Source organism: Streptomyces sp. LZ34 (assembly GCF_053890475.1).
On sequence record NZ_CM132680.1, the window covers coordinates 2,434,781 to 2,457,833 of the forward strand.

Sequence of the window (23,053 nt, forward strand, 5' to 3'; positions counted from 1 at the left end):
CTCCGCGGTGGGCGGGTGATCAGGCGGGCAGGCGCGGCACGCTGTCGACGAGGCGGCGGGTGTACGCGTGCGCCGGGTCGCCCAGCACCTGGGCGGTGTCGCCCTGCTCCACGATGCGGCCGCGCTCCAGGACCGCGGTGCGTTCGCACAGGGAGGCGACCACCGACAGGTCGTGGGAGACCATGACGATCGTCAGCCCCCGCTCCTGCTGCAACTCGGCCAGCAGGTCGACGACTTTGACCCGGGTCGTGACGTCGAGCGCGCTGACGGGTTCGTCGGCGAGCAGCACGCGCGGGTCGCACACGGTGGCACGGGCGATCGCGATGCGCTGGCGCTGCCCGCCGGAGAACTCGTGCGGATAGCGTTCCGCGGCGTCGGCCGGCAGCCCGACCCGTTCCAGGGCGTCGGCCACCTTGGGCGCCGCCGTACGCCTGCTGTCGATGCCGAGGGAGCGCAGCGGCTCGGCCACGGTGGCGCCCACGCGGCGGCGCGGGTCGAGCGACGAGTACGGGTCCTGGAAGACGCACTGCACGCTGCTCCGGAACCGGCGCATGAGTCCGGCGTCGCGGAGTCTCAGCGCCTCGCCGTCGAAGCGCACGGTGCCGGAGGTGGGCCGGGCGAGCCCGAGCAGCAGGCGCAGCAGGGTCGTCTTGCCCGCGCCCGACTCTCCGACCAGGGCGAGGCTGTGTCCCGCCGCGACGGTGAGGGACACGTCCTCGAGGACGGGGGCGGCGCTCCCCCGGTAGCGGAACGCGATGTCGTTCAGTTCCAGCACGGGGGTCATCGCGTCCGGTACGGGGGTCATCGCGCGCTCCTCTGCTCCAGGGCGGACTCCAGCCGTCGGGCGCTGGTCACCAGCGCCTTGGTGTACTCCTCGCGCGGCGCCCGGACGATCTCGTCGACGGTGCCCTCCTCCACGGCGCGGCCGTCCTTCATGACCAGGGCCCGGTCGGTGACCTTGGCGACGACCGCCAGGTCGTGGCTGACGAACAGGACCGCCATCTCGCGGTCGCGCACCAGGGTGTCGATCAGCGCGATTATCTCGGCCTGCACGGACACATCCAGCGCGGTGGTCGGCTCGTCCGCGATGAGCAGCTTCGGCTCGCAGGCCAGCGCCATGGCCAGCGCCACGCGCTGGCGCTGACCGCCGGAGATCTCATGCGGGAAGGCGCGGGCGATACGGCCGGGCTCGGGCAGCCGCACCTGCTCCAGCGCCTCGGTGACGGCCCGCTTGAGGGCGCCGCCGGTCAGTCCCCGCCTCCTGCGGAGCGGTTCGGCGATCTGCCGGCCCACCCGCATCAGCGGGTCGAGCGCGGTGAGCGGCTCCTGGAAGACGATGGCGGCGTCCCGGCCGCGTACGCCGGTGAGCCGCTTCTCGCTCGCGCCCACGATCTGGGTGCCGCCCAGCTCGACGCTGCCGGTGGCGGTCATGCCCTCGGGCAGCAGTCCGAGGACGGCGAGGGTGGTCAGCGACTTGCCGGAGCCCGACTCGCCGATGACGCCGAGCCGTTCGCCGGGGGCGATGGACAGCGAGAGGTCGTCCACGAGGGTGCGCCCGTCCGCCGTACGGACGGTGAGGCCGCGTACGTCGAGGAGGGTCATGCGCGCCTCCGCCGGGTCGCCGGGTCGAGGGTGTCGCGCAGGCCGTCGGCGATGAGGTTCACGCCGATGACGAGCAGCACGAGCAGGATGCCGGGGGCGAGCGCGCCCGCCGGGGCGGTGGTGAAGGTGGCCTGAGCCTCCTGGAGCATGCGGCCCCACGAGGCGTTCGGCGGCGGCGCTCCGAGGCCCAGGTAGGACAGCCCGGCCTCGGCCAGGACCGCGAGTCCGAACTGGAGCGCCAGGTTGACCACGAGGGTGGGCCAGATGTTGGGCAGGACGTGTCCGGCCACGATGCGGGGCCAGGAGGTGCCCGAGGTGCGGGCGGCGGTGATGTAGTCCTGCGCCAGGACCCGTTTGACCAGGATGCGCACCAGGCGGGCCACGACCGCGCTCTGCGCGAGGCCGATCGCCAGCACGGCCGACCCCAGGGTGGCCGAGCGGGCGGCGACGATCAGCATGGCGAGCAGCAGCGTCGGGAAGGCGATCAGGATGTCGAGGAACGCGGAGAGCGTGTCGTCGAGCCAGCCCTGGGCGAACGCGGTCAGCACGCCCAGGGTGACCCCGACCGCGGCCGCGACGAGGACGGATCCGAGCCCCGCCTCGACGGCGATCCGGGAGCCGGTCATGGCCTGGGTGAACAGGTCGCGGCCGAGCTTGTCGGTGCCCAGGAGGTGGTCCGCGGCGGGTCCGGTGAGCCGTCCGCCGGAGGTGTCGTCGGCGGCGTACGGGAGCCAGACCAGGGAGACGAGGGCGAGCAGGAAGATCAGGCCGGCCAGGGCGCAGCCGACGAGCAGCGTGTACGACCGCCTGGCCGAAGGCTTGGCTGCGGCCTTGGCCGTGACCGGGGGCCGGGCCGGGGCGTTGGCCGGGGATGTCGCGCGTGTCATCGGGCGCCTCCCGACAGCCGGCCCCGCAGCCGCGGGTCGATGATCCGCTGGACGAGGTCGGCCGCGAAGCCGATGAGCAGCACCGCGAGCGTGGAGACGAACAGCACGCCCTGGATGACCGGGTAGTCGTGCTGGGCGATGCCGGTGGCGAGCATCGAGCCCAGGCCCGGCAGCGCGAACACCGACTCCACGACGACCGCGCCGAGCAGCGTGGACGCCAGCTCGATGCCGAGGATCGAGATCACCGGCACGGAGGCGTTGCGCAGCCCGTGCCGCCACATGGCCCGCCCGGGCGAGGCGCCCAGGGCCCGTGCGGTCCGCAGATAGTCGCTGCCCAGGACGTCGAGGGTGGCCGACCGGACGTACCGGGTCAGCGAGGCGCCCATCACCAGCGCGATCGTGACGACCGGCAGCGCGAGCGAGCGGATCGCCTCGGCCGGGTCGGCCCAGCCGTCCTGGGGGAAGCCGCCCGCGGGCAGCCATCCGGTGTTCAGCGCGAAAACAGCGATAAGAATCATGCCGAGCCAGAACACCGGGATCGCGATGCCCAGCTGCGACACCGCGCTGAGCAGTGCGCCGTACCAGGTACGCCGCTTGTACGCGGCGACGAACCCGGCCGGCACGGCGATGAGCACCGCCAGCACGAAGGCCGCGAGCGTCAGCGGGATCGTGACGTTCAGCCGCGCGGAGACTTCGGGCCCGACCGGCAGCGAGCTGACGAACGACGTGCCGAGGTCGCCCCTGGCCAGCTGCCCGATCCAGTGCGTGAACTGCTCGGGCAGCGGCCGGTCGGAGCCGATGGAGTGGCGTGCCGCCGCGATCTGCTCGGGGCCGGCGCCCACCGAGGTGAGCGCGTTGGCGGGGTCCCCGGGCAGCATGCGCAGCAGCACGAACAGCACCACGCTCGCAAGCGCCAGGGACACCAGCAGGAAGGCGAGACGGCGCAGGAGGTACCGCGCCATCAGCCCTTCTTCTGGATGTCGTAGGCGAAGAACTGCGAGTTGAGGCCGTTGACGGGGTAGCCGGACAGCCTGCTGTTCGCGACGACGATCTGCGGGTACAGGTACAGCCAGTCGCTGGCCGCGTCCTCGGCGGTCTTGCGGTTGACCTTCTTCAGCAGCTCGGTCTGCCCGGCCGCGGTGGGCGCCGCCTCCGCCTGCTCCACCCACCGGGTGACCTGCTTGTTGTCGTAGCCCCAGTAGAAGTCGGGGTTGCCGTACCAGACCAGGTCGCGGTCGTTGACGTGTTCCTGGAGCGTGGCCGTGAAGTCGTGGTTCTTGTAGACCTTCGTGTACCACTCGTCGGGCGTGATGGTGTGGATCTTGACGGTGATGCCGACCTTGGCGAGCTGCGACTTGATGAAGGTGGCCGCGGTCGGGTGCGGGTCGTAGTTCGGGGTGTCGAGGGTGAAGGTGAAGCCGTTCTGGTAGCCGGCCTCCTTCAGGAGCTTCTCGGCCCGGGCGGTGTCATACGCGTTGACCTTGGTGAGGTCCTCGTACCAGGGGTCGGTGGGCGGCACCATCGAGCCGATGAGCTTGCCGTACCCGCCCCAGACGGACTCCAGCAGCTTCTTGTCGTCGATGGCCGCGGACACCGCCTGGCGGACCCGGACGTCGGTGAACGGCTTGGCCTTGTCGTTGAAGGCGAGCAGCAGCTTGGTCGTCGAGTCGCCGTCGTTGACCTTGTAGTTCCGGTTGTTCTTGAACTGGTCGAGGGCGTCGGGCGACTGCTCGCTGGTGACCACGTCCACCGCGTTGGTCAGCAGCGCGTTGTTCAGCGCCGTGGCGTTCTTGTAGTAGTGGAAGACGACGCCCTTGTTGGCGGCCGTGCGGCCCCAGTAGCCGGCGAACCGGTCGAGGCTGAGGGCCGAGCCGCGGGTCCACTTGTTCAGCGTGTACGGTCCGGTGCCATCCTCGCTCGTCTTCAGGCTCTTCGCCTCGGAGTTGATGATCCAGACGTACGAGAGGTTGTAGACGAAGGAGATCGACTTCTTCGACAGCGTGACCTTTACGGTCTTCGCGTCGGGCGTGGCGACGTCCTTGATGACCTCGAGGTTGCTCTTGCGGGCGGACTGCGAGTCCTTCGCGATCACCTTCTCCAGGCTGTACTTGACGTCCTGGCTGGTGAGCTTCTTGCCGCTGTGGAACTTCACGCCGTCGCGCAGGGTGAAGGTGTAGGTGAGCCCGTCGCCGCTGACCTTGTAGTCCTGGGCGAGCAGTTTCTCGACCTTGCCGTTGTCGGTGAGCCGGAACAGCCCTTCGTACACATTGCCGGCCAGCGCCTCGGTGACGCCCTGGCCGCCGCCCGCGGTGTTGTCGAGGTTCTGCGGCTCGTAGAGCGAGCCGACGTTGACGGTGGCGTTCTTGTCGTACGCCCCGCCCGAGGCGCCTCCTCCGTTCGAGCCCCCGCCGCAGGCGGTGAGGGTCAGGGCGAGGGTGGCGGCCGTGGCGCCGCCGTACAGGGCGGACTTCGTGATGTTCATGGAGGGGTGCGCTCTTTTTCCTGCGGGGGTGTGCTGCGGAGGGTGTGCTGCGGAGGGGGGTGCTGCGGAGGGATCAGTGCTGCGCGGGGAAGCCGTCGCGGAAGACCGGGCGCTGCTCACCGGCCTCGACGGGCAGGTGGAAGCGGTTCTGCCGCGGCGGCATCGGACAGTTGTACTGGTCGGAGAATCCGCAGGGCGGCACGAAGGCGCGGTTGAAGTCCAGGCGGACCCGGCCCGGGTCGGCGGTGCGCTCCACGAAGAGGAAGCGCCCGGCGCCGTAGGTGGTGTCGCCGTTGGTGGGGTCGCCGAAGACGAGCAGCAGGGTGCCGTCGTCGTCGAAGGCGCTGAGCGTGTAGTCGCGGCCGTCCACGATGAGCGCGATGTCGCCCGGCACGACCAGGTCGCGGGTGCCGCCGTTGTCCCGGATGTGCTCGAACGCGACGCGCCGGGCGCCCGGCACCGGGTGGTAGGTGGCTTCGAGGACCCATGCCGGGTCGTACGGGAAGGCGTCGATGCGCTCGAAGTGGCGGATGGCCGGCGACCGGGCGTCCCAGAAGCGCAGGCCGTGCTCGGGCTCGCCGGTGACCAGATCGGTGCGGGCGAGGGTGGTGACGGTCACCTGCTCCGGCTGCCCCGCGCGGGCCGCGTCGAGGTCGGGGCGCTCACCGGCCGGCGACCAGCGGGTCTCGACGAGGGCGAGGTTCCCGGTGGCGGAGGTGACCGAACGCCGACGCCGGGCGCGCCAGGCCTCCCAGGCCGCGGCGGGGTCGACGGTCGGCTGATCCGGGGTGGTGGTGCGGGTCACGGCGGGTGGCTCATTTCGGAGTGCGTCACGCCTCGATGATCACGCTGCGTGAATAACCCAAAGGGCTTTCTTTATCATCCATAAGTCGACCTAATGTCAAATTCGCACCACATGGCGAGACGGGACCGCCTCACAGGGGGGTGCGGGCGACAGGCTCAGCGAGGCTTTGTCCTGAGACAGGAGAAAGTCTGCATCGATTGCAGCGTAAGTTCTTCCCACGCCGGGCTACCGCTGCTACGTTCCCCGTGAAAGCCCGACCAGTGGCATGCCGATGACGGCGGGAGGGGCAGTGTGAGGCGCATGACGGCACGACCCGCGAACGCCCATCAGGCGCGTCTGCTGCGCTTGCTGCGCGACGGGGGACCCACCTCCCGGGCGCAGCTGGGCGACCGGATGGACCTCTCGCGCTCCCGGCTGGCCGTGGAGGTCGACCGGCTGCTCGACACCGGGCTCGTGATCGCCGACGGGCTCGCCGCCTCCCGCGGCGGGCGCCGCTCGCACAACATCCGTCTCGCGCCCACGCTGCGCTTCCTCGGCGTCGACATCGGCGCCACCTCGGTCGACGTGGCCGTCACCAACGCCGAGCTGGAGGTGCTCGGCCACCTCACCCAGCCCATGGATGTGCGCGAGGGCCCGGTCGCGGTCTTCGAGCAGGTCCTGGCCATGGCCGCGAAGCTCCGGGCGTCCGGTGTGGCCGAGGGGTTCGACGGGGCCGGGATCGGGGTCCCGGGCCCGGTGCGCTTCCCCGAGGGGGTGCCCGTCGCGCCGCCGATCATGCCCGGGTGGGACGGCTTCCCCGTACGGGAGGCGCTCAGCCAGGAGCTGGGCTGCCCCGTCATGGTGGACAACGACGTGAACCTGATGGCGATGGGAGAGCAGCAGGCGGGCGTCGCGCGCTCCGCGAAGGACTTCCTCTGCGTCAAGATCGGCACGGGCATCGGCTGCGGCATCGTGGTCGGGGGCGAGGTCTACCGCGGTACGACCGGCAGCGCGGGCGACATCGGCCATATCCAGGCCGAACCCGACGGCCGGCCGTGCGCCTGCGGCAACCGCGGCTGCCTGGAGGCGTACTTCGGCGGCGCGGCGCTCGCCCGCGACGCCGAGGCGGCCGCGCGGGAGGGCCGGTCCGCCGAACTGGCCACCCGGCTGGAGGCCGCCGGGAGCCTCGCCGCCACCGATGTCGCCGCCGCCGCCGCGGCGGGCGACGCCGCCGCGCTCGACCTCATCCGCGACGGCGGCACCCGCACCGGCCAGGTCCTCGCCTCGCTCGTCAGCTTCTTCAACCCCGGCCTGGTGGTGATCGGCGGCGGGGTGACCGGCCTCGGCCACACCCTGCTCGCCGCCATCCGCACCCAGGTCTACCGCCAGTCACTGCCGCTGGCCACCGGCAACCTCCCCATCGTGCTGGGCGAACTCGGCCCCGTGGCCGGGGTCACCGGGGCGGCCCGCCTGATCAGCGACCACCTCTTCTCCCCGGCCTGACCCGACACACCACACGCACCACACTCACCGCACGCACCGCACACCCGTAAACCGCGCGACGCGCGCCTCACCCCGCATCCCGCACGACGCACCACGCGCACCACACCACCCCCCGCCGCTCCGCGATCAGCCCTGCCCACTCACCGGCACACCGCCGAGGAGGCCCGCCATGGCACCGCCCGAACCACCACCACTGCTCACCATGTCCGCGATCGTCAAGTCCTTCCCCGGCGTACGGGCCCTCGACGGGGTCGACCTCGACGTCGAGGCGGGCGAGGTCCACTGTCTGCTCGGCCAGAACGGCGCGGGCAAGTCCACCCTCATCAAGGTGCTGGCCGGGGCCCACCAGCCCGACCACGGCGAGATCCGCTGGCAGGGCCACCCGGTGCGGCTCAAGTCGCCGGTCGCCGCCATGCGCCTGGGCATCGCCACCATCTACCAGGAACTCGACCTGGTGGAGGGGCTGTCCGTGGCCGAGAACGTCTTCCTCGGCCATGAGCTCGCCACCGGCGGGTTTCTGCGCCCCCGCTCGGCCCGCGCCGCCACCGCCGACCTCCTCGCCCGCCTCGGCCACCCCGAGATCGCCCCGGACGCGCTGGTCGGCACGCTCTCCGCGGCCGGACAGCAGATCGTCTCCATGGCCCGCGCCCTCTCCCACGACGTGCGCCTGATCGTCATGGACGAGCCGTCCGCCGCCCTCGACCCCGACGAGGTGGACAACCTCTTCCGCATCGTCGCCGACCTGACCGCGAGCGGCGTCGCCGTCGTCTACATCTCCCACCGGCTGGAGGAGATCCGCCGCATCGGCGACCGCGTCTCCGTCCTCAAGGACGGCCGCGTCGCCGCCCGCGGACTCCCCGCCCGCACCACCCCGACCCGCGAGATCGTCGCCCTGATGACCGGCCGCGACGTCGAGTACGCCTTCCCTGAGCGGGCCGAAGGGGCCGCGGGGACCGCGGACCCGGGCGGCGCCCCTCCCGTGCTGCGGCTGGAGGGGCTGGCCAGGGCACGCGAGTTCGAGCCGCTCGACCTGGACCTGCGCCCCGGCGAGATCGTGGGGCTGGCCGGCCTCGTCGGCTCCGGCCGCTCGGAAATCCTGGAGACCGTCTACGGGGCCCGGCGGCCGACCGCCGGCCGCGTCCTCGTCGACGGGCGCCCGCTGCGCCCCGGCAGCGTCACCGCCGCCGTACGCGCCGGGCTCGGCCTCGCCCCCGAGGAGCGCAAGGCCCAGGGGCTGTTGATGCTGGAGTCCGTCACCCGCAACGTCTCGGTGTCCTCGCTGGCCCGCTTCTCGCGCGCCGGGTGGCTGGACCGCAAGGCCGAACGGAGCGCGGCCCGGGAGGCCGTACGGGATCTGTCGCTGCGCCCGGACGACCCCGAGCGCCCGGTGCGGACCCTGTCCGGCGGCAACCAGCAAAAAGCCGTGCTCGCCCGCTGGCTGCTGCGCGGCTGCCGCGTACTGCTGCTGGACGAGCCCACGCGCGGCGTCGACGTGGGCGCCCGCGCCGAGCTGTACGCCCTGATCCGACGCCTCGCCGACGACGGCGTGGCCGTCCTGCTCGTCTCCAGCGAACTGCCCGAGGTCCTCGGCCTGGCCGACCGGGTGCTGGTGCTCCGCGAAGGCCGCGTCGTACACACCGCGCCCGCGCGGGAGCTGGACGAACACCGCGTCCTCGACCTCGTCATGGAAGGGAGCCCGTCGTGCTGAACCAACCCGGGGGGCGGCCGGTGTCCGCCGCCCCCGCGGACGCCGTCCCCGAACCCACCGCCACGCTCACCAAGGAGAGCCCGCCCGGCACACCCGCCGGACCTCCGCCGGTCGTCGGACGCTCCGCGCGCGACCGGCTGTGGGCGCTCGCCGACCTGCGCAACCTGTCCCTGGTCGGGGTCCTCGCGGTGCTGATCGCCGTGGGCGGCTTCACCAAGCCCGACGAATTCCTGAGCACCGGCAATCTGCAACTCGTGCTCACCCAGGCGTCCGTCATCGGCGTCGTCACCGTCGGCATGACCTTCGTCATCACCAGCGGCGGCATCGACCTGTCCGTCGGCGCGATGGTCGCCCTCGCCTCCGTGTGGGCCACGACGCTGGCCACCCAGGACTTCGGGCTCGGCGGCATCCTGATGTGCGCCGTCCTCGTCGGGCTCGGCTGCGGTCTGGTCAACGGCGTGCTCATCGCGTACGGCGGCATGGTGCCCTTCATCGCCACCCTCGCCATGCTCGCCTCGGCCCGCGGCCTCGCGCTGCATATCAGCGACGGCAAGACGCAGGTCGTCACCGTGCAGCCGGTCCTGGACCTGGGGCTGCCCGACTCGTACGTGCTGGGCATCCCGCCGCTTGTGATGATCTTCGCCTTGGTCACCGTGGTCGGCTGGCTGGTGCTGAACCGTACGACCTTCGGCCGGCGCACCATCGCCGTCGGCGGCAACGCGGAGGCCGCCCGGCTCGCGGGCATCGACGTCAAACGACAGCGCCTGCTGCTGTATCTGCTGTCCGGGCTGTGCTGCGGCATCGCCGCGTTCATGCTGATCATCCTCACCGGCTCCGGCCAGAACACCAACGGCAACCTCTACGAACTCGACGCCATCGCCGCCGCGATCATCGGCGGCACGCTGCTCAGCGGCGGCCGGGGCACCATCACCGGCTCCGTCCTCGGCGTCCTCGTCTTCACCACCATCACCAACCTGTTCGCCCTGAACAACCTGCAGACCGATGTCCAGCAGATCGCCAAGGGCGCGATCATCGTCGCCGCCGTCCTGGTCCAGAAGGGTCGTACCAGCCATGAGGGATAACCCACGCACCCCGGCCGACTCGCCGATGCGCACCAGCCGCAGAAACCTGCTCTTCGGCACCGCCGCCGCGGGTGCGCTCTTCGCCGCCGGCTGTACCAGCAACGAGAACAACGAGAGCTCGGACGACAGCCGGCAGGCCGCGAACACGGCCGACACCAAGCCCGGCAAGAAGGTCACCATCGGCTTCGCCGGCCCCCAGGCCGACCACGGCTGGCTCAACGCCATCAACCAGCAGGCCAAGCGGCGCGCCAAGGAGTACGAGGACGTCTCCCTCCAGATCACCGAAGGCTCCAATGACACCGCCCAGCAGATCGGCCAGATCGAGACCCTGATCAACAAGAAGGTCGACGTCCTGGTCATCCTGCCCGCCGACGGCAAGGCGCTGACCCAGGTCGGGCTGAAGGCGATGAAGGCGGGCATCCCCGTCGTCAACCTCGACCGGATCTTCGCCTCCCCGCAGGCGTACCGCTGCTGGATCGGCGGCGACAACTACGGCATGGGGCTCAACGCGGGCCGCTACATCGGCGAGCAGCTCAAGGGCAAGAAGAACGCGAAGGTCGTCGAGTTGGCCGGCCTTGACAACCTGGAGCTGACCGGGCAGCGCACCAAGGGGTTCGACGACGCGCTGAAGAACTACCCCAACATCGAGAAGGTCGGCCGCCAGGCCGCCGAGTTCACCGTCGAGTCGGGCCAGTCGAAGATGGCCCAACTGCTACAGGCGCATTCGAAGTTCGACGCGCTCTGGAACCACGACGACGACCAGGGCGTGGGCGCCGAGCGCGCCATCCAGCAGGCCGGGCGGGACGACTTCCTCATGGTCGGCGGCGCGGGCGCCAAGCGCGCCATGGACGCCATCAAGGCCGACAACACCGTGCTGAAGGCCACCGTCCTCTACCCGCCGACGATGGCCGCCTCCGCCATCGACCTCGCCCGCGCGCTCGGCCAGGGCAAGGGCGTCGGCGGCCTCGCCGAGCTGGAGATCCCGGCCTCCCTGACGCTCTACTCCGCCGTGGTCACCAAGGACAACGTCGACGAGTACCTCCCCACGGGATTCAGCTAACCCACCCCGTCGGCCCCGGTCCGACCCCTGATCTGGCCCTGATCTGGCCCCTGATCCCACGGAGAAGGAGTCCCATGGAACGTCCTGCGGAAACAACGAAGCCCACTCTCGGTGTCGGCATGGTGGGCTACGCCTTCATGGGCGCCGCCCACTCCCAGGGGTGGCGCACCGCGGGCCGCGTCTTCGACCTGCCGCTGCGCCCGACCATGTCCGCCGTCTGCGGCCGCGACCCGGACGCGGTGCGGGCCGCGGCCGAAAAACACGGCTGGGCGGCCGCCGAGACCGACTGGCGCGCCCTGATCGCCCGCGACGACGTGCAGCTCGTCGACATCTGCACGCCCGGCGACAGCCACGCCGAGATCGCCATCGCCGCGCTGGAAGCGGGCAAGCACGTGCTGTGCGAGAAGCCGCTCGCCAACTCGGTCGCCGAGGCCGAGGCCATGGTGGAGGCGGCGCGGCGGGCGCGGGAGCGCGGGCAGATCGCGATGGTGGGGTTCAACTACCGCCGCACGCCCGCCATCGCGCACGCCCGCCGGATGGTGCGGGACGGGCGGCTCGGGGTGCTGCGGCACGTACGGGTGTCGTATCTGCAGGACTGGATCGTCGATCCGGAGTTCCCGCTGGTGTGGCGGCTGCGGCGGGAGCACGCGGGCTCCGGCGCGCTCGGCGACCTGGGCGCCCATATCGTCGACCTCGCGCAGTATCTGGCGGGCGAGCCGCTGGTCGGGGTCTCGGCGCTGACCGAGACCTTCGTACGGGAGCGGCCGCTGCCCGCCGGGGCGGCGACCGCCGGGACGGCGACCACCGGCCTCGGTGGCCAGACGGGCGGCGGCGCGCGCGGGCCGGTCACGGTCGACGACGCGGCGCTGTTCAGCGGGCGGCTGGCCTCCGGCGCGCTCGCGTCCTTCGAGGCCACCCGGTTCGCGGCGGGCCGCAAGAACGCGCTGCGGATCGAGCTCAACGGCGAGCGCGGTTCGCTCGCCTTCGACCTGGAGCGGCTCAACGAGCTGCACTTCCACGACCACACCGAGCCCGCCGCCGACGCCGGATTCCGCCGGATCCTGGTCACCGAGCCCGAACACCCCTACCTGGAGGCGTGGTGGCCGGCCGGCCACGCCCTCGGGTACGAGCACACCTTCGTCCATCAGGCGCGCGACCTGGTGCTGGCCATCGACACACGGACCGAGCCCGAGCCGTCCTTCGCGGACGGGCTACAGGTGCAGCGGGTGCTCGCCGCGGTCGAGGAGAGCGCCGAGAAGAACTGCGTCTACACCCCGGTACCCGCCTGAGGAGGCCCCGCATGCCCAGACAATTCACTCTCTTCACCGGACAGTGGGCCGACCTGCCGCTCGAGGAGGTCTGCCGACTGGCCCGCGACTTCGGCTACGACGGACTCGAACTCGCCTGCTGGGGAGACCACTTCGAGGTGGACCGGGCGCTCGCCGAGCCCGGCTACCTGGACGGCCGGCGGCAGCTGCTGGAGAAGTACGGGCTCCAGTGCTGGGCCATCTCCAACCACCTGGTCGGCCAGGCCGTGTGCGACTCCCCCATCGACGAGCGCCACCAGGCCATCGTGCCGGGCCGGATCTGGGGCGACGGCGACCCGGAGGGGGTACGGCGGCGGGCGGCGGCCGAGATGGCGGACACCGCGCGGGCCGCGGCCGCCTTCGGGGTCCGTACCGTCGTCGGCTTCACCGGGTCGTCCATCTGGCACCTGGTGGCGATGTTCCCGCCGGTGCCGCCGCATATGATCGAGCGCGGCTACGAGGACTTCGCCGAGCGCTGGAACCCGGTCCTGGACGTGTTCGACGCGGAGGGCGTGCGGTTCGCCCACGAGGTGCACCCGAGCGAGATCGCGTACGACTACTGGACCACCCAGCGCGCGCTCGAAGCGGTCGGCCACCGCCCCGCCTTCGGGCTCAACTTCGACCCCAGCCACTTCGTCTGGCAGGACCTCGACCCGGTCGGCTTCCTGTGGGACTTCCGCGACCGGATCTACCACGTGGACTGCAAGGAGGCCCGGAAGCGGCTGGACGGCCGCAACGGCCGGCTCGGCTCGCATCTGCCCTGGGGCGACCCGCGGCGCGGCTGGGACTTCGTCTCGGCCGGGCACGGCGATGTGCCGTGGGAGGACGTGTTCCGGATGCTGCGCTCCATCGGGTACGACGGGCCGGTGTCGGTGGAGTGGGAGGACGCCGGGATGGACCGGCTCCAGGGCGCGCCCGAGGCGCTGAAGCGGCTGAAGGCGTACGACTTCGACCCGCCGACCGCCTCCTTCGACGCGGCCTTCGGCGGCGGGAACAGCTGAGGGGGCCGCGGGACCGTCGGGGGGCTCTGTCGGGGCTCTCAGGAGGGGAAGGGCCGCCCGTGCGAGGGTCACGGGCGGCCCTGAGGCCGCTTCCGCGCCGGATGGCTCACCATGGTGACAGCAGGTCGGCCGATGTGCCGCCGCACCACTGCGCCCCCGAGCCGGAAGAAGACCGCACCCCATGACCATCCGTGTCCTGCTCGCCGACGACCAGACCCTGCTGCGGGCCACCTTCCGGATCCTGATCGACTCCTGCGAGGACATGGAGGTGGTGGCGGAGGCCGCCGACGGTGGGGAGGCGGCCACGCTCACCCGCGCGCACGGCCCCGACGTCGTCGTCATGGACATCCGCATGCCCGGCACCGACGGCCTGGCCGCGACCGCCGCGATCTGCGCCGACCCGGAGCTGACCGCCACCCGCGTGCTGATCCTCACCACCTTCGAGACCGACGAATACGTGGCCCAGGCGCTCCGCGCAGGCGCGAGCGGCTTTCTCGGCAAGGACGTGGGCGCCGACGAACTGCTCACCGGCATCCGCACCGTGGCCTCCGGCGACTCCCTGCTCTCCCCCGTGGCCACCCGCGCCCTGATCACCCGCTTCCTCTCCGCCCCCGACCCCGAAACCCCGCTGGCGCCGAGCGAGCTGCTCGCCTCGCTCACCGCCCGCGAGCGGGAGGTGATGGCCCTGGCGGCCGAGGGGAAGTCCAACGCCGAGATCGCCGAGGTGCTCGTGGTCAGCCCCCTGACGGTACGCACCCACGTGCACCGTGCCATGACCAAGCTGGGCGCGCGGGACCGCGCCCAGCTGGTCGTCATCGCGTACCAGTCGGGGCTGGTACGTCCCGCGCCGCCGCGCGACTAGCGCTGGCTGTCCAGGCCCTGGCTGTCCAGGCCGAAGAAGGTGATGGCCCGGGCGGCCATGCCGGCGAGCGGAAGCGAGTGTCCCGTGCCCTGGACGCTGATGGCCTCGACCGGGGCCCGGTCACCGGTGGCTCCGTAGCGGGTGCGGGTCCAGTTGGTCTGCGGACGGTCCGTGCTCGCGGGTGTCTGGCTCACCCCGAGGACATTGGTCCACTGCTTGATCTCCTCACCGAAGTTCGGATAGCGCAGGGTGGCGTCCTCGGTGCCGTGCCACAGCTGCATCCTCGGCCGGGCGCCCGTGTATCCGGGGTAGGCCGCGCGGGCCAGATCGCCCCACTGCTGCGGTGTCTTGGTGATCGTGCCGTTGGCGCAGGCGGTGTTCCAGCCCGATCCGTCCGTGGTGGCGAAGCAGCCGAAGGGCACGCCCGCGAACGCGGCGCCCGCCTTGAACACGTCCGGGTAGTCGCCGAGCAGCACGTTGGTCATCATGGCGCCCGAGGAGGCTCCGGTGACATAGACCCGGCCGGGGTCGGCGTTGTTGCGCTGGAGGGCATAGCGGACCATCGACGCGATGCCCACCGGGTCGCTGCCCCCGTCGCGCCGCAGCGCCTGCGGCGAGGAGACGTCGAAGCAGGCGCCGCTGCGGGTGGCGGACGGGTAGATGACGATGAAGCCGTAGCGGTCGGCCAGGGAGGCGAACTCGGTGCCGGAGTAGAACGCGGGACCCGAGCCCGTGCAGTAGTGCACCGCGACGAGGACCGCGGGTCGCGCCGCGACGTTGTTCGGCACGTACTGGTACATCCTGAGATTGCTCGGGTTGTTGCCGAATCCGGTCACCTCGGTGAGCGTGGCGGCCGCCGCGGGAGACGGTGTCAGCAGGAACAGCGACGCCAGCAGCGGCAGGACGCCGCCGAGTAACGCCGCGAGCACGGACCTGGGTGTTCTGCGCCGCCTTCCGGCCGTGTCGGTGGTTCCCGTCGACGGGGGGCTGTTGGTCATGTCCCTGTCCTTTCTAAACTTGTGGCTGTGAAGGGCTTGCTGCTGCGGCTCTCGGCGCTCGACGCGGATGCCGCCACCGCGGTTCGCGTGATCGCCCACTTCGAGGCGCTGCTGGGCAGCGGCGCCCTCGATGCGACATCGCTGGCCCGGTCCACCGCGGGGCTCGCCGAGTGCGCGGCGGGCCTGGAGCTGCCCGACGGCCGCGGGGCCCGGTTCGGGCCGGGCGGCGCCGCCCTCCCGGGTGAGCCGGAGGTGGTGTCCCAGGGCGCGGAGCTCGGCCCGTCCGGGCGGGTGTGGCTGGAGCGGCCGGGGCCGCCGGGGCCGTTCGACGACCTGATCCTCGAGTGGATGGCCATCGCCGCACGGACCCTGTGCGGCAGCCCGGCACCGCCCCGTACGCCCCTTGCATCTCGTACCCCCAGTGCGCCCGATGTGGCCGATCCCGCGCTGATGGAACTGGTGCTGTCCGAGCGCGAATCCGACCACGACCGCGCCCGCGCGCTACGGCTGCTGGGCCTGGCCCCCGAACTGCCGCTGCGGATGGTGGCGGTGCGCGGCGCCCCGGCCGTCGACGCGGGCCTGGACGCGGTCGCGCTGCTCGGCCGCGCGGGGCTCGAGGCCGTCGTCCGGGTCACCCGGACCGGCCCCTGGGGCACGGTCCTGGTGCAGCCCCCGGACGGGGCGGCCGGCTCACCGGCCCCGGCACTACAGGCCGCGGTGGCCGACCCCCTCCGCGGCCCGGGAGTGCCGCGCGACGCGGCGCGCCGGCTGCGGGTCGGCGTCGGCGGCCTGGTCCCCGCGCTGGCGGCCCGCGACTCCTGGCGCCAAGCGTGCACGGCGCTGCGGTTCGCGGTGGCGGGCAGCCCGCGCGAGGCGGTGGCCGACCACGACGCGCTCGGCCCGGTCGCGCTGCTGGCCGACATCCCGGCGGCGCGGCTGGGCGCGCTGCCCGAGGCGCGGCAGCTGGACGCGCTGGCCACCCAGCCGAACGGATGCCTCACCATCGCCGCCCTGGCCGCCTTCTGCCGCACCGGCTCGCTGCGCCAGGCCGCCGCGGAACTGCATCTGCACCACAGCTCCGTGGCCGCGCGGCTGGCCCATGTGGAGGCGGCACTGGGCTGGCGGCTACGCGACCCCGAACACCGCTTCCACGCCCAACTCGCCCTGTACGCCAGACGCTTGGCCGCCGCACCGGACTGAAGGCGGCCGCTCATCGGCCCAGCGCCCGCCGCAGGACCGTGACCGTCTCGTCGCTCATGCGCCGCGCCACCCCGGCGTACTCCACGGCCGCCGCGCCGTGGAAGGTGCCCGGGAAGAGGTGCAGCTCGGTCGGGACACCGGCGGCCAGCAGGGCGCGCGCGTAATCGATGCCCTCGTCGCGCAGCGGGTCGAACTGCATCACCGCGACGTAGGCGGGCGGCAGCCCCCGCAGCTCGGCCACGCCGGCCCGGGCGGGGGCCGCGTACGGCGGCACGTCCCCCGTACCGGGCACCCCGGCGCCGAGGTACGCCTCCCAGCTCTGCCGGGCGAGGTCGCGGGTCCATACGGGCGTGTCGGTGAAGGCCCGCGCGCTCGGCGTGTCCAGCCGGTCGTCGAGCGCGGGGCTGCCCAGGAACTGGAAGCGGATCCCGGGGCCGCCGCGGAGGTGGGCGAGCATCGTCAGCGCGGTGGCCATGCCCGCCCCGGAGCTGTCACCGAGAACCGCGATCCGGTCGGCCGCCACGGCCGGCCCCGCATCGCCCTTCGCCAGCAGGCACAGCCCGGCGTAACAGTCCTCCAGACCGGCGGGGAAGGGATGTTCGGGCGCCAGCCGGTAGTCCGGCGAGACCACCACGGCGTCAAGCTCGCGGCACAGGCGCAGGTTGAAGGCGTGGTCCACGTCCGGCGAGCCCAGCATGAAGCCGCCGCCGTGGATGCTGAAGACGGCGGGCAGCGGCCCGGCCGCGCCCCGCGGCCGGTAGGTGCGCAGCGCCACGTCCGGCGCGCCCTCCGGCCCGGGCGCCACCGCCTGTCCGACCTCCACCCCCGCGCCGTCCACGGCCGCGAGCCGCCCGGCGACCTCCCGCGCCTGCGCGGCCCGCGCGGCGGCCAGGTCGGCGAGGTCGACCGAAGGGATCAAGGCCACGGCCGCGGCGAGTTCGGGGTCGAACGGGTAGTCGTAGGCCATGTCCCACACCGTGCCACGGGGCGGCCGCGCGGGTCATCAGACAGGCGTCGGGACAACGGTCCCCCTCGCCCGACTTCCGTGCGGCCCCACCAGACACTCCCGTCCCGTGCGTTCATGGGGCACCGCCTGGCCGGCCGCGCCGGAAATCGACCGGCGGCGGCCCCGTCGATCAGGCACCATGGGCCGGTGACCAGCAAATCCCCGACGCGTCCGGCTCCCCTGGAGCGGTTCCAGGCAGTCCTGTCCGGTCTCTCCGAGGTCAGGGAGGGCACCATCGACGACTTGGTCGACGCCCTGACGCACCTCGACACGGCCGGTGAGGCGACGGGCGACGCCACCGACGCCACGGCGGCGCTGCGCATGCTCGGCAAGCGGCCGGGCGTCGTCCTGCGGCTGGACGGGCAGGTGCGGTGGGTGCAGTTGCGCCCGTTGTGGTCCACCTCCGTGGACCCGAAGGCGACGCCGCCCACGCCGGAGTACGACCGCCCCGTGGCGCTGGCGTTCGCCTGCTCGCACGGCGACGGGCGGGTCCGCGAACGCGCGGTCCGCCGGATCCTGGACCGGCCGAGCCCCGAACTCATGCCCTTCCTGGTGCTGCGCACCGGCGACTGGGTCCGTCAGGTGCGCGAGCGGGCCCGGGCGGGCCTGACTGACCTGCTGCAGCGGGACCCGGCGCGGTTCGTCCCGGCCGCGGCGCCGACCGCGCTGCTCGCCGACCGCCGCCGGCGCGGCGACTTCGCCCGCCGACAGGTCCTCGCCGCGCTGCTGTCCGCCCCCGGAGCGGCCCTGTTGGAGGGCTTGCTCACCTCCCCGCTGCGCGAACAGCGGCGGTTCGCGCTCGAGGTGGCGGGGGCGACCGGTCGCCTCTCCCTCCGGGTGCTGATCTCGCTGGCGGAGGGCGACACCGACGTACGGATACGGGCCCGGGCGGCCGAGGCGGCCGCCCGCGAGGCGGTCTGGACCGACCGGGCCGACCTGCTGCGGCGGCTGGCCGCCGCGCGCCACCGCGAGGTACGGGCCACCGCCCTGACCGGGCTGATACGCGCGGGACACCCGGAAGAGGCCACGGGGGCACTGGACGACCCGGCGGGCCTGGTCCGGGCCGTGGCGCGGGACGCCGCCCGCCGCACCGGCACCGACGTGCCCGCCCACTACCGCGCGGCGGTGAGCGCCCCGCAGCCGCCGACCGGGGCCGTCGACGGGCTCGCCGAGATCGGAAGCGCCGCCGACGCCCAGCTGCTTCTCCCCCTGCTCGACCACCCACAAGCCGCGATCCGCGCCCATGCGCTGCACGCGCTGCGCACCCTCGGCGCGGCGCCGGCCGACCGTGTCGTCCCCCTGCTGCGCGACCCCTCGGCCAAGGTGATCCGCCAAGCCGTCACCGCACTGCGCCCGCATACCGCAAAGCTGCCGCCCGGCCTGGCCGCCGCACTGCTCGCCGACCCCCGTGCGGCCGTACGCCGCGCCGGCTACCGGTTGCTGTCCGAACCCGAATCCGGGCCCGAATCCGGACCCGTGGCCCGGCTGCGTACTCTCCTGCCGCTGGCCGCCGACCCCGACCCCCGGCTGTCCGCCCGCGTGGCCGCGGACGTCACGGCCCTGGCCCGCGGGCTGCATCCGGCGCCGGGGCGCGGGCGCGCGGTGGCGTACCTCGACACCACGGCCGAACAGCGCGCCGATCTGCTCGCCCTGACCGACGCCGCCGCGGCGGCCCTCCCCCACCGCACCCGCCAGCTCCTGTACGAGGGGCTGGACCCGATCTCCTGCACGGCAGAGCTGCTCAGGGCCCGCCACGGCCCCCACCCCGATACGGTCAATCCGCTCATCGAGCTGAGGGCCACGTTCACCGCCCGGGATGCCCGCGCCACGGTCGGCCTGATCCGAGACGTGCTGCTCGCCGTCCTCGAACACGCCACGGCCCCCGCCGGGAACTGGCCGGCCGACGAGGAGTGGCCCGCCCTTCTCCCCGAGTGGTTCGTCCAGCGCTGCGCCCCCGAGTCCCCACCTGGGCGGACGGATCCCGGCACCTGGCTGGCCCGGTGGCGCGACCTGACGCAGCGTCAGCGGCAGGCCGAGGCGATCGCCAACGCGACGGCGGACTGGCGGCTCGCCGACTGGCTCGACCTCTTCGACCCCGAAGGACTGGCCGATTCCCGCAGCTGGCGCTTCTGGGAGAGCGGCGCCACCACCAGGACCAGCGGCTGGGTACGGCTCGGCGTGGACGGCCACCCGTACGGCGGCCGAAGGGCGCTGATGTGGCTGATCGAGGCCGCCGGCGGATACGACATCGACCTGCCGTGACGGGTGGTTGGAAGCGGGTCAGGCGGTCGTGATCTTCTTGATCGTCTCCGCGACCAGCCCTGCCTGCAGATCGCGCCCGGTGCGATTCGGGTGCACGAACCACGGCAGCCGCAGTCCGAGCAGGCTCACTTCGGACTTCTCCAGCATGGCACCGACGCCCCGTTGCTCGCCGCCGCACGCGGTGTGGGCGCCGGTCTGGTGGTAGACGTCGACGAATGAGGCGCCCGCGGCCTGCGCCTCGTGCTCCATCAGGTCGTTGAGGGGCGCCTGGACCTCCTTGTCCAGGAACGTCAGCGCGTCCTCATTGATGTCGGCGAGCGGTTTCTCGGTGCCGCCAGGGATGGGTTCGAGGCACGCGGACGTGTCCTCGGGCACGATCCTGGGATAGCCCACCAGCACGGTGTCCGCGCCGGAGGCCGTTTCACGGATCTCGCGGAACATCCTTCGCAGGTCCCGCTCCGCCGTCAGGAACCGCTCGTCGAGCCAGTCGGCCCCGGCGCCGTGCTGGAAGAACTCACGGCAGGCGGAGGCCGGTGAGTCCTCGTCCACCGGGTCGGCGGGCAGCAGCACTCCGTCGCTGCCCCGGAGCCGCTCCGAACACTGCTTCATGATGCGGGCGAAGCCCACCGTGTTGCCGCCGAGGCTGCCCACCACCAGCTGGGTGTCCGGGCGCAGGGCGTTCTTCTGCGGTACGACGGTGCCTTGCAGGAGATCCTGCGACTCCCATACGTGGTGGATCTGCGCACTGCCACAGGACACATCTGCCTGGACGTCCAGCGGGACGCCCTCCTCGGCCAGCTCGCCGACGGCCACCGCGGGATAGTTGTCGTTGGCCCTGAAGCACAGGGCGGGTGTGGTGCCGACGGGGCCGATGCCGAAGTTGGCCGTATAGGAGTCGCCGATGAACACGGTGCGGACGGCCTCCGCCGAGGGGGCGGCGGCGGTGGGGGCACCGGCGGCCGGGGTCGCGGCGGACAAGCACGTTCCCAGAGCCACGAGCGTGGCGACAACGGACTTTCGCACGAAGGGTTCCTCTCCGAGGTGCCCGGCAGGGCGTGGACGATTGACGCGGCGCATTGAATCCGCCGCGGCTCGTATCGCCCTGGAGCCGGTGAGCGTGAGCGGGGCCGGCCTCGGCCGTATATGACGCTGCCCCCGCCACGGGAGAATCCGTGGCGGGGGCAGCGGTGTTCGGCGAGCCGTTGTCCGCCGTGAGGCGCTATGCGGCCGAGCCGGAGCGACCGGTCGTCACGTCGGTCACCTTCCAGCGCTGGTTGGCGCCTGAGTTCGGCTGCCAGGTGGAGACGGTGGCCCCGTCGTGCGTGGCCTGGCCGGAGACCTCCAGGAGGGTGCCGGTGGCGGCGTTGACGAGGGTCCAGGTGCCATCGCCGGTCGTCGACATGATCCACCGGGTGGCCTTGTCGCGGGCGCCGTGGTCGGGTTCCAGGACCGCGGCGCCGTCCCGGACGGCGAGGCGCTTGCCGTCCGCCGCGTTGGTGAACACATACCGCTGCCGGTTGCCGTCGCCGCTGAGCTGACGGAGCTGCCAGCGCTGGGTGGCGTCGGCCGCGTCGGCGCTCGCGGTCTTGATGACGAGGCCGGTGCCGCCTTCCGCGACGGTGAGCGCCTTGCCGCTCTGGGCGCCGGTCAGCTGGTAGGTGTGGCCCTTGCGCAGCAGCGGGGCGTCCTTCGCGGTGCCGGACACCCCGTTGACGAGGAAGGAGGTCACCGATTCGGCCGGCACGGTGAAGGTGGCGCGCCGGTCGGTGACCGCGATCGGGCGGTGCCGCTCGAGCTTGCCCTCGGCGCTGGTCACGACGGGGGTGACGGTGGCGCCGCGGGAGACGTCGGCGAACTTGGACAGGTCGATGGTGACCGTGCGCTCGGCGGTGGTGCTGTTGACGTGGACGACGGTGGCGCCGTTGCCCCGCCGGGAGACGGCGGCGGCGCTGGAGGTGTCGTCGACCTTCACCAGCCGGTCACCGGGCTTGATGTAGTGAGTGAAGTTCCTGGCGGTGTCGAACTTGGTGTTGGTGCGGATCGGGCAGGTCTTGAGGGTGTCCTTCGAGGTGCAGCTGAACGGAAGCTGGATGCTGCCCCAGTTGCCACCCTTGGCGGACTCCCCGCCGGGCTTCATGTTGTCGTAGTCCTCGACCGGCTGCCAGAAGACCCAGGCCCGGGGCTCGAGTTCACGCAGGTCGTCGACGATGTGCTGGGCCAGTCCGAGGCCGGGCCGCATGTCCTGGAAGTCCTGGCCGTCGCCCCAGTCGCCCTCGACCTCGCTCATCCACAGCGGCTTGTCCGCAGCCTTGGCCAGGTCGCGTACGGCAGTGCGGCCGCCGGTGCCGTAGGTGTGCACATTCATCTGGCCGACCAGGTCACGCACCTCCTTCGGGTACGTGTTCCAGTTCTGGGCGAAGATGTTCGGGTTCGTCTCGTCCATCGCCGAGATCTTCGCGCCGGTCCTGGCCTGCTTCAGGGCGGGGGCCAGGGCGCGGATCACCTTCTGCTGGAGTTCGGGGCCGATGTGGGCCCCTTCCTGGCGGCCGCCGACGGGCTGGCCGTCGGCTCCCAGGCGGGTGCTCCAGTAGTTGGTGTTGGGCTCGTTGAAGGGGTCGACGGTGTCGACCTTGATGCCGTGCGCCTTCTCCAGCCGCTTGGTGGCGCCGGCCAGATAGGCGGCGAAGTCGTCGACGGAGTCGGTCTTGAGCTGGTCGGCGGTGGCGTTGAAGCCGCCGGAGACGTAGCCGCTGGTGGTCATGAACCACGGCGGAGAGTTGCTGAACGTCTCCCAGTGGTCGATGTCGCCCTTGATCCGGTCCACCCACCAGCGCTGCTTCGCGTCGGCGTCCGGGTTCCAGTCAGCCGGGTCGTCGGCGCCCCACCAGTCGGTGTCCTCGCGGGTGGTGCCTTCGGGCGCCTTCCACCAGCCCGGGACCGCCCCTCCGGCGCGCAGGTAGTCCTTGACGTCCGGGGCGTTGCCGCCGCCGATGTTGTAGCGGGCGATGTTCAGGGCCAGGCCGTCGTCGCCGAAGAGGAGCGCGGCCAGCTTCTGGCGTATCTCCTCGGGGTAACCGCCGGTGACATTGGCGAACCAGACCAGGCTGGTGCCCCAGCCCTCGAACTTCTGCTGCTGATAGGAGGGGTCGGGCCGGACGGTCACGGCCTCCGCCTGCGCCTGCGCCTCCGCCTGCGGGGACGGTGCGCTGATCAGGGCGGCGCCCGTGGCCAGGGCGGTGACGCCGATGGCCCCCAGGAGGCGTCTTGTGCGGGTACGGCGTTCCATCGTGTGCTCCCAGCTCGTCAGTG

19 protein-coding genes are annotated in these 23,053 nt (G+C 72.4%); 9 read left to right on the forward strand and 10 right to left on the reverse strand.

The features are described 5' to 3' along the window. Positions 1–19: 19 nt before the first annotated feature. From ACWY4P_RS08805 to ACWY4P_RS08830, 6 genes are all read right to left on the reverse strand, one after another. Complete coding sequence (locus ACWY4P_RS08805) at positions 20–805, reverse strand: ABC transporter ATP-binding protein (protein ID WP_456209731.1); 786 nt, start codon at positions 803–805, stop codon at positions 20–22. Further along, positions 802–1,602 (reverse strand): ATP-binding cassette domain-containing protein, encoded by an 801-nt coding sequence (locus tag ACWY4P_RS08810; protein ID WP_456209733.1) that lies wholly within the window; start codon positions 1,600–1,602, stop codon positions 802–804. The genes ACWY4P_RS08805 and ACWY4P_RS08810 overlap by 4 nt, the downstream gene beginning before the upstream one ends. Beyond that, positions 1,599–2,489, reverse strand: coding sequence for an ABC transporter permease (locus ACWY4P_RS08815; protein WP_456209734.1), 891 nt, complete (start codon positions 2,487–2,489; stop codon positions 1,599–1,601). The genes ACWY4P_RS08810 and ACWY4P_RS08815 overlap by 4 nt, the downstream gene beginning before the upstream one ends. Further along, positions 2,486–3,451: an ABC transporter permease gene (locus ACWY4P_RS08820; protein ID WP_456209736.1), complete on the reverse strand. Its 966-nt coding sequence runs from the start codon at positions 3,449–3,451 to the stop codon at positions 2,486–2,488. The genes ACWY4P_RS08815 and ACWY4P_RS08820 overlap by 4 nt, the downstream gene beginning before the upstream one ends. Then, positions 3,451–4,971 (reverse strand): ABC transporter substrate-binding protein, encoded by a 1,521-nt coding sequence (locus tag ACWY4P_RS08825; RefSeq protein WP_456209738.1) that lies wholly within the window; start codon positions 4,969–4,971, stop codon positions 3,451–3,453. The genes ACWY4P_RS08820 and ACWY4P_RS08825 overlap by 1 nt, the downstream gene beginning before the upstream one ends. A 73-nt stretch (positions 4,972–5,044) precedes the next feature. Further along, positions 5,045–5,776 (reverse strand): DUF1684 domain-containing protein, encoded by a 732-nt coding sequence (locus ACWY4P_RS08830; RefSeq protein ID WP_456209739.1) that lies wholly within the window; start codon positions 5,774–5,776, stop codon positions 5,045–5,047. A 300-nt stretch (positions 5,777–6,076) separates the two neighbouring features. Between ACWY4P_RS08830 and ACWY4P_RS08835 the strand changes: the two genes are divergently transcribed. From ACWY4P_RS08835 to ACWY4P_RS08865, 7 genes are all read left to right on the forward strand, one after another. Continuing rightward, positions 6,077–7,258: an ROK family protein gene (locus ACWY4P_RS08835; protein WP_456209741.1), complete on the forward strand. Its 1,182-nt coding sequence runs from the start codon at positions 6,077–6,079 to the stop codon at positions 7,256–7,258. A 169-nt stretch (positions 7,259–7,427) separates the two neighbouring features. Continuing rightward, positions 7,428–8,966, forward strand: a complete 1,539-nt coding sequence (locus tag ACWY4P_RS08840; protein ID WP_456209743.1) for a sugar ABC transporter ATP-binding protein — start codon at positions 7,428–7,430, stop codon at positions 8,964–8,966. Between the two features lie 137 nt (positions 8,967–9,103). Beyond that, positions 9,104–10,048: an ABC transporter permease gene (locus ACWY4P_RS08845; protein ID WP_456212859.1), complete on the forward strand. Its 945-nt coding sequence runs from the start codon at positions 9,104–9,106 to the stop codon at positions 10,046–10,048. Then, complete coding sequence (locus ACWY4P_RS08850) at positions 10,038–11,108, forward strand: substrate-binding domain-containing protein (RefSeq protein ID WP_456209745.1); 1,071 nt, start codon at positions 10,038–10,040, stop codon at positions 11,106–11,108. Before ACWY4P_RS08845 ends, ACWY4P_RS08850 begins: the two co-directional genes overlap by 11 nt. A gap of 74 nt (positions 11,109–11,182) precedes the next feature. Next, complete coding sequence (locus ACWY4P_RS08855; protein WP_456209747.1) at positions 11,183–12,397, forward strand: Gfo/Idh/MocA family protein; 1,215 nt, start codon at positions 11,183–11,185, stop codon at positions 12,395–12,397. A gap of 11 nt (positions 12,398–12,408) precedes the next feature. Further along, a complete protein-coding gene (locus tag ACWY4P_RS08860; RefSeq protein WP_456209749.1) occupies positions 12,409–13,416 on the forward strand; it encodes a sugar phosphate isomerase/epimerase family protein in 1,008 nt (335 codons plus the stop codon). A gap of 181 nt (positions 13,417–13,597) precedes the next feature. Continuing rightward, a complete protein-coding gene (locus tag ACWY4P_RS08865; RefSeq protein WP_456209751.1) occupies positions 13,598–14,278 on the forward strand; it encodes a response regulator in 681 nt (226 codons plus the stop codon). Here ACWY4P_RS08865 and ACWY4P_RS08870 read toward each other — a convergent pair. Next, entirely contained in the window at positions 14,275–15,276 is a 1,002-nt protein-coding gene (locus tag ACWY4P_RS08870) for an extracellular catalytic domain type 1 short-chain-length polyhydroxyalkanoate depolymerase (RefSeq protein WP_456209752.1), read from the reverse strand. The two genes, ACWY4P_RS08865 and ACWY4P_RS08870, sit on opposite strands and share 4 nt — an antisense overlap. Positions 15,277–15,303: 27 nt before the next feature. On the opposite strand from ACWY4P_RS08870, the gene ACWY4P_RS08875 reads away from it, so the two are divergent. After that, positions 15,304–16,476, forward strand: coding sequence for a PucR family transcriptional regulator (locus ACWY4P_RS08875; RefSeq protein ID WP_456209753.1), 1,173 nt, complete (start codon positions 15,304–15,306; stop codon positions 16,474–16,476). 10 nt (positions 16,477–16,486) lie between these two features. Here ACWY4P_RS08875 and ACWY4P_RS08880 read toward each other — a convergent pair whose 3' ends face one another. Continuing rightward, complete coding sequence (locus ACWY4P_RS08880; protein WP_456209755.1) at positions 16,487–17,443, reverse strand: alpha/beta hydrolase; 957 nt, start codon at positions 17,441–17,443, stop codon at positions 16,487–16,489. A gap of 186 nt (positions 17,444–17,629) precedes the next feature. On the opposite strand from ACWY4P_RS08880, the gene ACWY4P_RS08885 reads away from it, so the two are divergent. After that, positions 17,630–19,744, forward strand: a complete 2,115-nt coding sequence (locus ACWY4P_RS08885; RefSeq protein ID WP_456209756.1) for a hypothetical protein — start codon at positions 17,630–17,632, stop codon at positions 19,742–19,744. Positions 19,745–19,762: 18 nt separating this feature from the next. Here ACWY4P_RS08885 and ACWY4P_RS08890 read toward each other — a convergent pair whose 3' ends face one another. Then, positions 19,763–20,722: an SGNH/GDSL hydrolase family protein gene (locus ACWY4P_RS08890; RefSeq protein WP_456209758.1), complete on the reverse strand. Its 960-nt coding sequence runs from the start codon at positions 20,720–20,722 to the stop codon at positions 19,763–19,765. A 241-nt stretch (positions 20,723–20,963) separates the two neighbouring features. After that, on the reverse strand, positions 20,964–23,030 hold the full coding sequence (locus ACWY4P_RS08895) for an RICIN domain-containing protein (protein WP_456209760.1): 2,067 nt from the start codon (positions 23,028–23,030) through the stop codon (positions 20,964–20,966). Positions 23,031–23,053: the final 23 nt, after the last annotated feature.

Coding starts and splice junctions, on each gene's coding strand:
- ACWY4P_RS08805 (WP_456209731.1), bottom strand. CDS start 805: ATGACCCCCGTACCGGACGCGATGACCCCCGTGCTGGAACTGAACGAC.
- ACWY4P_RS08810 (WP_456209733.1), bottom strand. CDS start 1,602: ATGACCCTCCTCGACGTACGCGGCCTCACCGTCCGTACGGCGGACGGG.
- ACWY4P_RS08815 (WP_456209734.1), bottom strand. CDS start 2,489: ATGACACGCGCGACATCCCCGGCCAACGCCCCGGCCCGGCCCCCGGTC.
- ACWY4P_RS08820 (WP_456209736.1), bottom strand. CDS start 3,451: ATGGCGCGGTACCTCCTGCGCCGTCTCGCCTTCCTGCTGGTGTCCCTG.
- ACWY4P_RS08825 (WP_456209738.1), bottom strand. CDS start 4,971: ATGAACATCACGAAGTCCGCCCTGTACGGCGGCGCCACGGCCGCCACC.
- ACWY4P_RS08835 (WP_456209741.1), top strand. CDS start 6,077: ATGACGGCACGACCCGCGAACGCCCATCAGGCGCGTCTGCTGCGCTTG.
- ACWY4P_RS08840 (WP_456209743.1), top strand. CDS start 7,428: ATGGCACCGCCCGAACCACCACCACTGCTCACCATGTCCGCGATCGTC.
- ACWY4P_RS08850 (WP_456209745.1), top strand. CDS start 10,038: ATGAGGGATAACCCACGCACCCCGGCCGACTCGCCGATGCGCACCAGC.
- ACWY4P_RS08855 (WP_456209747.1), top strand. CDS start 11,183: ATGGAACGTCCTGCGGAAACAACGAAGCCCACTCTCGGTGTCGGCATG.
- ACWY4P_RS08860 (WP_456209749.1), top strand. CDS start 12,409: ATGCCCAGACAATTCACTCTCTTCACCGGACAGTGGGCCGACCTGCCG.
- ACWY4P_RS08865 (WP_456209751.1), top strand. CDS start 13,598: ATGACCATCCGTGTCCTGCTCGCCGACGACCAGACCCTGCTGCGGGCC.
- ACWY4P_RS08870 (WP_456209752.1), bottom strand. CDS start 15,276: ATGACCAACAGCCCCCCGTCGACGGGAACCACCGACACGGCCGGAAGG.
- ACWY4P_RS08880 (WP_456209755.1), bottom strand. CDS start 17,443: ATGGCCTACGACTACCCGTTCGACCCCGAACTCGCCGCGGCCGTGGCC.
- ACWY4P_RS08895 (WP_456209760.1), bottom strand. CDS start 23,030: ATGGAACGCCGTACCCGCACAAGACGCCTCCTGGGGGCCATCGGCGTC.